General features: G+C 75.9%; 6 protein-coding genes. 4 read left to right on the top strand and 2 right to left on the bottom strand.

Annotation, left to right across the window (positions count from 1 at the left end):
* Positions 1 to 76 precede the first annotated feature (76 nt).
* Positions 77 to 568, bottom strand: a complete 492-nt coding sequence (locus ACWGL3_RS29670) for a GreA/GreB family elongation factor (protein ID WP_452462058.1) — start codon at positions 566 to 568, stop codon at positions 77 to 79.
* Positions 569 to 769: 201 nt separating this feature from the next.
* Here ACWGL3_RS29670 and ACWGL3_RS29665 point away from each other — a divergent pair, with 201 nt between their 5' ends.
* Positions 770 to 2,410 carry a helix-turn-helix domain-containing protein gene (locus ACWGL3_RS29665; protein ID WP_452462057.1) on the top strand — a complete coding sequence of 547 codons (1,641 nt, stop codon included), beginning with the start codon at positions 770 to 772 and terminating at the stop codon, positions 2,408 to 2,410.
* Between the two features lie 130 nt (positions 2,411 to 2,540).
* On the opposite strand, the gene ACWGL3_RS29660 is transcribed toward ACWGL3_RS29665, so the two are convergent.
* The gene (locus tag ACWGL3_RS29660) at positions 2,541 to 3,707 is read right to left on the bottom strand and encodes a hypothetical protein (RefSeq protein ID WP_452462056.1); all 1,167 of its coding nucleotides are present in this window, start codon (positions 3,705 to 3,707) and stop codon (positions 2,541 to 2,543) included.
* Between the two features lie 343 nt (positions 3,708 to 4,050).
* On the opposite strand from ACWGL3_RS29660, the gene ACWGL3_RS29655 reads away from it, so the two are divergent.
* The 3 genes from ACWGL3_RS29655 to ACWGL3_RS29645 all read left to right on the top strand — a co-directional run bounded on the left by ACWGL3_RS29655 (position 4,051) and on the right by ACWGL3_RS29645 (position 7,448).
* The gene (locus ACWGL3_RS29655) at positions 4,051 to 5,400 is read left to right on the top strand and encodes a GAF domain-containing protein (RefSeq protein ID WP_267946923.1); all 1,350 of its coding nucleotides are present in this window, start codon (positions 4,051 to 4,053) and stop codon (positions 5,398 to 5,400) included.
* Between the two features lie 129 nt (positions 5,401 to 5,529).
* Positions 5,530 to 7,053, top strand: a complete 1,524-nt coding sequence (exaC, locus tag ACWGL3_RS29650; protein ID WP_452462055.1) for an acetaldehyde dehydrogenase ExaC — start codon at positions 5,530 to 5,532, stop codon at positions 7,051 to 7,053.
* Positions 7,053 to 7,448 carry a DUF779 domain-containing protein gene (locus ACWGL3_RS29645; RefSeq protein ID WP_267946921.1) on the top strand — a complete coding sequence of 132 codons (396 nt, stop codon included), beginning with the start codon at positions 7,053 to 7,055 and terminating at the stop codon, positions 7,446 to 7,448. Before exaC ends, ACWGL3_RS29645 begins: the two co-directional genes overlap by 1 nt.
* The last annotated feature ends 22 nt before the right edge of the window (positions 7,449 to 7,470 follow it).

The raw sequence follows: 7,470 nt of genomic DNA, 5'->3' as shown, positions 1-7,470 counted from the left end.
CTCCCAGTCGGGCGGACGGGCCTGGGGCGGTCGCCCGCTTTCCCGGGGGCGGCCGCCCGGTCGATGGGGCCCGGCGTCAGCCCGCCACGAAGGCCCGGTACGGTTCCGCGCCCAGCAGGGTGACCCCGATGACCGCGCCGCGCGGAGAGGTGAACGTGCGCCGCTCGCCCCGGCGGGCGCCCAGCAGGGACGCCCCCAGCGGCGACTCCGGCGAGTACACCGTCATCCGGTCCGCGACGGACGCGTCCCGCAGGCCCAGCAGGAACTCCTCGGCCTCGTCCTCGCCGTCGTAGCGGATGGTGAGCACCTTGCCCGGCGCCGCGATCCCGTCGTCGGGGGCGGCCTCGTCCACCACGGCCTCGCTGAGCAGGCGCTCGATGGTGTGGACGCGGGCCTGCCGCACCGCCGGGTCGTGAATGTAGCGGGGCGCGGGGACTGTGCTCCCCGCGCCCCCGTCCGCCCCGGAGGTGTCCGGGTCGTCGTCGGGGAGGCCGCGCAGCACTCGCAGCTCCTCCTGGAGGCGTTCGTAGCCCTCCCTGGTCATCCATCGGTCGGTGGTCCTGGTCATGGAACGTTCCTTGTCTTCACGGGCCCACGCCACGGATCGGTCCGTGGGTGGAGAAACACAGCGAGGGCCGGCGAGGGGGGTGCTGCCGCTCATTACCGAGTGTGTCCACGGCGGAGGGGGACGGGGTTATCCTGGGCCGACATTCCCGTGACCTGGTTTTGTCGAGATACGACAACATCGTGGTGGGAGGGGGAGCGGGAGATGATCAACCTCGACCGGCTCGTCAACGTGCTGGGCGGGTACGGCGCCAGGCTGATGGGCGCCGAGGGCCTGCGCCGCAGGGAGCTGCGCAGCGTCGCCATGCACGATCCCACCGACGACGCCCCGCCCCTGGGCGACGCGTTCCTCGCGGTCGGGGTGGACTCCGCGGCCGAGGCGGTCCGCCTCGCGGAGCAGGCGCGCGCCACCGTCGTCCTCCTCCGCTCCGCCGCGGACCCCGCGGACGACGTGCGCGAACACCTCCGGGCGCGCGGGCTGGCCCTCCTCGTCGTCGACCCCGCGGTGTCCTGGAGCCAGATCTCCGGCGTCGTCTACGGCCTGGTGCTGGAGGGCCGCGAGACCGAGGCGGGACGCGGGCCGAGCGACCTGTTCACCCTCGCGGACACGGTCGCGGCCGAGGTCGGCGGACCGGTCACGATCGAGGACCGCTCCTCCCGCGTCGTCGCCTACTCCGCCTCCCAGGGGGACACCGACCGGGTGCGCCGGGCCACCGTGATCGACCGGAGGGCCCCGGAGGAGGTCCGGGAACGCCTCGACGCCGACGGTGTGTTCGCCGGGCTGGCGGCCTCCGCCGAGCCCCGCTTCGTCCCCGGAGTGCCCGAACTCGGGCTGGGCGGGCGCACGGCCGCGCCGATCCGGGTGGGGCGCGAACTCCTGGGCTCCCTGTGGGTGGTGTGCGACGCCCCGCTGGACGCCGGGCGCTCCCGCGCCCTGCGCGAGGGAGCGCACACCGTGGGACTGCACATGCTGCGCGCGAGGGTGAGCAGCGACCTGGAACGCCAGGTGGAGTCGGAGTCGGTGATCGACCTGCTGGAGGGGTCGGCGGACCCGGCGCAGACGGCCGGCCGCCTCGGCCTGCCCGCCACGGGCCTGCGGGTGATCGCGTTCCAGGCGAGGGCCAGGACCGAGCCGGAGGCGGCGATCCTGCACCTGTTCGAGCTGGTCACCACGGGTTTCGGGTGGTCGCGTCCCGGTCGCAGCACCCTGCTCGGAACGACCGTCTACACGGTGCTGCCGTGCGGGGACGACCCCTCGCCGGCGGTGGAGTGGGTGCGGTCGACGGTGCGCGGGCTGCCGGACCAGCTGGGCGTTGCCGCCGGCGTGGGCGGCGCCGCCGACCCCTCCGGACTCCCGGCCAGCAGGCAGGAGGCGGACGAGTGCCTGACCCTGCACGGCCGCGGGGTGCGCACGGCGCCCCCGGGGCGGAGCGGGGCGCGCGGGGCGCCGGCCGCGGGGCCGGGGTCGCCGGGGACCGCCGGGCCGGTGGTCTACGACGACGTCTGGCACGCGGTGCTGCTGCGCCGCCTGCGGCTGGTGGCCGAGACCGGCAGGCTGCCCACCCGCAACCCCGTCGCGGAACTGGTGCGCCACGACGCCGCGCACGGGACGGACTACGCGCGCACGCTGCGGGCGTGGCTGTACGCGCACGGCGACCTGGGACGGGCCGCGGAGGAGCTGGACCTGCACCCGAACACGGTGCGGTACCGGCTGCGCCGCATGGGCGGGGTCGCGGACCTGCCGCTGGACGACCCGGAGGCGCGGGTGGCGATGACCATCGCGCTCGCCGCACTGGTCGAGGAGCCCTCCGCTCCCCCGGCCGGGCGCGGCCCCGGGCCCGCCTGAGGCCGGCCGCGCGCACGGTCCCGGAAGGGAAGGGACTCCAGGGGGAGGGGCGCGGGCGCCGGGCCGCTCCACGCCGTGGCGGACGGGAAACGACGCCCGGGCCGGAGAAGGCCCTCCGGCCCCGCCGACGTCACTCCGGCCGCGGCCGGCCCTCCGGGTCAGGGGGGACGATGGTGATGCCGTGGTCCCGGTAGCGCGGGTCCGCGCCGCCTCCGGCCGCAGGACCGGCCGGGGGCCCGGACGGTGCGGCCGGGGGGCCGGGGGGTGCGGCCGGGCCGGGCCGTCCGTCGGAGGCGCCGTCCGCCTCCCGCCCCGCCTCCTCGCGCAGGCGGGCCTCGCTCCGGCCCCGCCTGACCGCCGTCACGACGATGACGACCGGTCCGGCGACGATCCCCGCCAGGGACAGCAGCAGCAGGGCCCAGAGCCCGGAGTCCCGGCGGGAGTTCGCGGCCTCCGCCGTGGCGATGTCGCCCACCGCGTAGGAGACGCCCGGGTCCCCGTCGCAGACGAGCGTGTACTCGCCCGGGACGGGGGTGTCGATGGCGTCGACCAGCCTCCAGCCGTCGGACTCGTAGGAGAGGCCGGGGAAGCTGAAGGGGTGGTCGGCCGGGTCGCTCCCCTCCACCGTGCAGTCGTAGTGGTGGGAGGCGTCGCCGGGCGACACCCACAGCCCCCAGGCCCCTTCCTCTCCCTCGGCCGCCTCGAACGCGATCTCGCCGCGGGACTCGACCTGTCCGGCGAAGTCCGGGAGCGCACTGCCCGAGGCCGTCACCGCCCACATGGCGAGGGCCCCGGCCGCGATGCCCCCGGGGACGCACAGCCCGCCGATCCAGAACCACCGGGGACGGGGGCGGATCGCCCTCCGGTCGATCCGGGGACGGAACGGGGGAGGCGGCGGTCCCGCGTGGACCGGGCCGGCGCCGTACGCCCCGTGCGCGGCGGGCCCTCCGTGGGCGCCCGGCGGGTACGGGTGCGGGTACCGCGCCCGGCGGAGCGCCGCCTCCCGGCCGGCGCGCACCAGGAAGACGACCAGGAGGACGACCAGGCTCGCGATGAAGCCGAGCACCGGCGTCACGATCCCGAAGAAGATCTCCGGCGGCGTGTCCTCCTCGCCCGAGAGGAGGAGGACGCCGAAGAGGAGGGTGGCCGGGAAGACCAGGCCGCCCACCCAGTACCAGTGCTTGCCGGGGCGCAGCGCGGGCTCGGGGGAGGCGGGACCGCCCCGGGACGGTCGGACCGGGGGCTCGCCCGCGCCGTGCGGCGCCGGGGGAGAGGAGGGGGAAGGGGGAGAGGACATGGCCCGTATTGTGCCACCGGGCGACGACGGAGCGTGGACGTCCGGACGGCGGCGGGCCGCCGCGTTCCGCCGTCCAGGGCCGCTGCCTGCGGGAATCCCGCCCGGACACCCGCCGCATCCGCCGTGCGCGGGGCGGCACGACGGCCGGCACGCGCACGTCCGGGCCCCCGGACCGTCCCGGGCCGCTTTCCTCCCCCCAGGGCACTGCTGCCCGGACCGGGACGGACCTCCGTCCGTTCTCGCGGAACCACTTGTCAGGAGGGGCGGGCGCGGCTTCAATCGGGGTGTCGGGGCGGTCCGCCGGCACGGTCCGCCGTCGTCTCGACGAAGGGGAGCGCCGTTGATGTCCGGGACGTGGAACGCGTGGTCGTGGGACACCGACCCCGAGGCCGTGCGCCGCGACGTGGCCGCCGCACACGAGCGCTTCACCGGCTCCGGCCGGGTCAGCGGCCCCGTCCGGGCGGTCGTCGGCGAGTCCTGGAGGCGCAGCGTCCTGCACGGCGTCGACCCCGACACCACCGTGCCCCGGATCGAGCTCGCCGGGCACGCCCTGCGGGACCACCGCGACGCCCACCCGCTGGCCGCCGCCATGCCGCTGCTGCGCCGGCTCCTGGTCGACACCGCGCCCGGTCCGCAGATCGTCGCGGTCGGCGACGCCGCGGGACGCCTGCTGTGGGTGGAGGGCGACCGCCGACTGCGCGACAGCGCGGAGGACATGTGCTTCGTGGAGGGCGCCAACTGGCACGAGCGGTCCGCGGGGACCAACGCGCCCGGCACCGCCCTGGCCCTCGACCACGAGGTCCAGGTGTTCGCGAGCGAGCACTTCTCCAGAGGCGTGCAGCGCTGGAGCTGCTCGGCCGCGCCCCTCCACGACCCCTGCACCGGCGAGGTCCTGGGCGTCCTCGACATCACGGGCGAGGACCACCTCGCCTCCCCGCAGGCCCTCGCCCTGGTGCGGACGGCCGCCACCGCGGTGGAGATGGAGCTGCGGGCCCTGCGCCTCGGCGCGCGCCCTCCCCGCTCCCGGACCGCACCCGGGGACCGCGGCGCGCACCGCGCCCCGGGTGTGCGGGAGGCCGTCGGCGCCCGTCCCGCGCCGCCCCCGGGACGGGGCCCGTCGGCGGGCCCCGCGCTGCGGGTCCTGGGCCGCGCCGGGGCCCTGGTCGCCCTCGACGGCCGGGAGGCGGAGCTGAGCGTCCGCCACTCCGAGATCCTCCTCCTGCTCGCCCGCAGTCCGCGCGGCCTCACCGGTGAGGCGCTCGGGGCGCGGCTGAACGAGCACGACGCCTCCCCGGTCACCGTCCGCGCGGAGATGTCGCGGCTGCGCCGACTGCTCGGCCCCGGCCTGCTCGCGTCACGCCCCTACCGCCTGCTCCGCCCGCCGTCCACCGACATCGACGAGGTCCGGCGCCACCTGGCGGAGGGCTCCTACCGGAGGGCGCTGGAGGTCTACGCGGGACCGGTCCTGCCCCGGTCGGAGGCGCCGGGGGTGGCGGAGATCCGCGACGCCCTCCAGGCGGAGGTGTGCGAGGTGCTCGGGGCCAACGCCCCGCCGAGCGTGCTCCTGGCCTGGTCGGAGGACCCCGAGTGGCGCGACGACCCCCGGGTGGTCACCGCGGCGCTGCGCTCCCTCGACCCCGGGTCCCCACGCCACGCCGCCCTCCGGGGAAGGCTGCGCTGGCTCGGCGGCTGAACCCGCCCTGCCCCGCCCCGCTCCCGCAACGTGGTCGCAACGTCGCCGTGACTAGCGTCACCGGCCCCAGACCCCTCGGAACCGGGCGCCGGCCGCACCACCGGCGCCCCACCGAAGAAGGAGGCCACCATGGCGGTCTACGCTCCCCCCGGACAGCCGGGGAGCATCGTCGAGTACGCGCCGCGCTACGACAACTGGATCGGCGGCGACTGGGTCGCGCCCGTGCGGGGCCGCTACTTCGAGAACCCCACGCCCGTCACCGGGCAGGCCTTCACGGAGGTCGCGCGCAGCGGTGCGGAGGACGTCGAGCTCGCGCTCGACGCCGCCCACGGGGCCGCCCCCGCCTGGGGCCGCACCTCGCCGGCCGAGCGGGCCCTCGTCCTCCACCGGATCGCGGACCGGATCGAGGACAACCTGGAGAGGCTGGCCGTCGCGGAGTCCTGGGAGAACGGCAAGCCCGTGCGCGAGTGCCTGGCCGCCGACCTCCCGCTGGCCGTGGACCACTTCCGCTACTTCGCCGGGGCGATCCGCGCGCAGGAGGGGCACAACTCCCAGATCGACGGCGACACCGTCGCGTACCACTTCCAGGAGCCCCTGGGCGTGGTCGCGCAGATCATCCCGTGGAACTTCCCCCTGCTCATGGCCACCTGGAAGCTGGCGCCCGCGCTCGCCGCGGGCAACGCCGTGGTCCTCAAGCCCGCCGAGCAGACCCCGGCGTCCATCATGCTCCTGGTCGGGCTGGTCGCCGACCTGCTGCCGCCCGGCGTGCTCAACGTCGTCAACGGCTTCGGCGTGGAGGCGGGGAAGCCGCTGGCCGCCAGCCCCCGGGTGCGCAAGGTCGCCTTCACCGGCGAGACCACCACCGGGCGCCTGATCATGCAGTACGCGTCGGAGAACCTCGTCCCGGTCACCCTGGAGCTGGGAGGGAAGAGCCCCAACCTCTTCTTCGCCGACGTCGCCGCGGCCGAGGACGCGTTCTACGACAAGGCGCTGGAGGGCTTCGCGATGTTCGCCCTCAACCAGGGCGAGGTGTGCACCTGCCCCTCCCGCGCGCTCGTGCAGGACTCCTTCTACGACAAGTTCATGGGCGACGCCCTGGAGCGGGTCGGCCGGATCGTGCAGGGCGACCCGCTCGACACCGGCACCATGCTCGGAGCGCAGGCCGGCAACGACCAGATGGAGAAGATCCTCTCCTACGTCGACATCGCCCGGCGGGAGGGCGCCGAGGTGCTCGCCGGGGGCGAGCGGGTCGACCTCGGCGGCGACCTCTCCGGCGGCTACTACATGGCCCCGACCGTGTTCGCGGGGCAGAACGGCATGCGCGTCTTCCAGGAGGAGATCTTCGGCCCGGTGGTGTCCGTCGCCCGCTTCGACGGCTACGACGACGCCGTCAAGACCGCCAACGACACCCTGTACGGGCTGGGGGCGGGGGTGTGGACGCGCGACGGCAGCACCGCCTACCGCGCGGGCCGCGACATCCAGGCCGGCCGCGTGTGGGTGAACAACTACCACGCCTACCCCGCGCACGCCGCGTTCGGCGGCTACAAGCAGTCGGGCATCGGGCGCGAGAACCACAAGATGATGCTCGACCACTACCAGCAGACGAAGAACCTGCTGGTCAGCTACTCGGACCAGGCGGCGGGGCTCTTCTGATGGGCGCCCCCGGCAGCGGCGAGGAGGTGGAGCGGGTCGCCGTCACCGAGGAGGCCGCGGCCCTGCTCCGCGAGCTGCGCGACGAACACGGGCCGCTCATGTTCCACCAGTCCGGCGGGTGCTGCGACGGCAGTTCGCCGATGTGCTACCCGGCGGGGGAGTTCCGCACGGGCGACTCGGACGTCCACCTGGGCGACCTGGACGCGGGCACGCCCGAACCGGTGCCGGTGTGGATGTCCCGCTCGCAGTTCGCGGTGTGGAGCCACACCCACCTGACCATCGACGTCGTCCCGGGGCGGGGCGCGGGCTTCTCCCTGGAGGCGCCGACCGGCCGCCGGTTCCTCGTGCGGTCGAGGCTGATGACCGACGGCGGGGCCGGACGCCCCGCACGGTGACCCGTGCGCGCGGACCCCGGTC

Source organism: Nocardiopsis sp. NPDC055824 (genome assembly GCF_053616335.1).
The sequence above is the reverse complement of the archived record's forward strand: the minus strand, read 5'-3'. Positions and strand labels throughout refer to the sequence as shown.